2 protein-coding genes and 1 pseudogene are annotated in these 1869 nt (G+C 53.7%); 2 read left to right on the plus strand and 1 reads right to left on the minus strand.

Features of this window, described 5'->3' with window-relative positions:
• A pseudogene (locus lacNas_RS01180) lies at window positions 1-336 on the minus strand (CAP domain-containing protein); the annotation flags it as partial.
• 149 nt (window positions 337-485) lie between these two features.
• Between lacNas_RS01180 and lacNas_RS01185 the strand changes: the two are divergent.
• Both lacNas_RS01185 and lacNas_RS01190 read left to right on the plus strand, forming a co-directional pair.
• Window positions 486-1574, plus strand: coding sequence for a D-alanine--D-alanine ligase family protein (locus lacNas_RS01185; RefSeq protein ID WP_201331307.1), 1089 nt, complete (start codon window positions 486-488; stop codon window positions 1572-1574).
• Window positions 1575-1623: 49 nt separating this feature from the next.
• Window positions 1624-1869: MerR family transcriptional regulator (locus tag lacNas_RS01190; RefSeq protein WP_201335979.1), on the plus strand; the 246-nt coding region annotated here is incomplete at its 3' end.

Below are 1869 nucleotides of genomic sequence, written 5' to 3' on the forward strand. Positions count from 1 at the left end.
GGCGGCCGTCGTTTGGGCGTTCTTGTTGCCCTGGCTGGTCGTCTTGACGGCGGTCAGGCCAAAAAGATCGCGGTAGTAGTTGATGTAGGCCAGTTGCTCGTTAATGTAGCTCGTCTTCAAGCTGCCGGCCTTGAACTTCTTCTTCAAGGACGGTTTGACGGAATAAATGTTCTTTTGGCTGTAGACGGTTTTGCTTAAGGCCTGGTACTCTCTTTGAAAACGGATGACCTCGGCCTGTTCCTGCGGCGTGAACTCAGCCGCCTGGACCTTGACCGGTCCGGCAGCCAGGAAAAACACCGGCAGCAAAAGCAATACGGATTTGTGGCGCATGATCATCAACCCCTTTCTATGTTTATATTATAGCCGATTCTGGAGCTTTTTCGCCACAAAGCGCTTACAATAAAAAAGCTTAAAAATTACAAGGAAAGTGCGCCAAAAGCCCGAGTTTTCGGTATAATACAAAGTTGATAAAAGGAGACAAAACAATGACGAAAAAAACACAAGTTGGTCTGATTTTTGGTGGGAACTCCTCAGAATACGAAGTTTCAATCACTTCAGCTGGCAACATCTACAAGGCAATCGACAAGGAAAAGTTTGACGTGCACCCGATTTGGATCACCAATGACGGCTACGTGACTAGCGAGGCTGATTCGTTCAAGGTCCTGGAAGATCCCGGCTACACGGTGGAAAAGACCGACAAGGCAGCCAACCTGGCCAACTTGATCGAACTGACTGACCGTCCGGAACTGGACGTGCTCTTCCCGATCGTGCACGGGAACCTGGGCGAAGACGGGGTGCTGCAGGGCCTCTTCCGCCTGATCGACAAGCCGTTCGTCGGCGTCGACGTTTTGGCCGCAGCGGTAACCATGGACAAGGAATTCACGAAGATTCTGGCCCAAAGAGCCGGCGTGCCGGTTGCCAAGTGGGTATCCATCAAGCGCTACGAATATGAGGACGCCAAGAACCAGAAGCTTGACTACGACTGGGTCAGCGGCCAGCTGGGCACCAGCAACCTCTTCGTCAAGCCATCCAACCAGGGGTCTTCCGTCGGCATCACCCACGTGGTCGACGACAGCAACTACGCTGAAGCCCTGGCTGAAGCCTTCAAGTACGACGACAAGGTCTTGGTCGAAGAAGGCATTGTCGGCACGGAAGTGGAAACTGCCGTTTTGGGCAACGACCATCCGGTAGTTTCCGGTGTCGGCCGGATCATCAACGCCGACAACAGCTGGTACAGCTACGAAAACAAGTACAGCGACGAATCAACCACGACCCTGCAGATCCCGGCCCAAATTCCGGCTGAAACGGCAGAAAAGGTCCGGGAAAACGCCTTGAAGATCTACCAGATCACGGAATGCAGCGGGATGGCCCGGGTCGACTCCATGCTCAGAGAAAGCGACGGAGCAGTCATCTTCAACGAACTGAACGCTCTGCCAGGCTTTACCAACATCAGCATGTATCCGAAGCTGTTTGAAGAAGCCGGGATTTCTTACCCAGACTTGATCACCCGGTTGATCAAGCTGGCCGAAGAGCGCTACGCGCACAAGAAGACCTTGCTGCACAAGCATGACTAAGCATTAAGCATTTTTTGAAAAAGCAATTTTGGGGAAAGAAAGTCAGAACATGAGTGAGACAAGTGAGCAGATGAAGACCAGTGAAGCCGCCCGGCTGCTGGGGGTCAGTGAAAACACCCTGCGCAAGTATTCGCAGGCAGCGGAAAAGGTCGCCGGCCCTGCTTACTTTCCCCGGGTCAAGAATGCCCGCCGCTACCGGCCAGAGGACCTGGACCGCCTGCGTCACTTGCAGGAACTGGTCAAGGAAGGGAAAACGGTCGACCAGGCGGCCCGCGAAGTCTTCGCGGGTGAGGCC

Origin of the sequence: Lactobacillus nasalidis (assembly GCF_016587775.1) — a bacterium.
Lineage (GTDB): Bacteria > Bacillota > Bacilli > Lactobacillales > Lactobacillaceae > Lactobacillus > Lactobacillus nasalidis.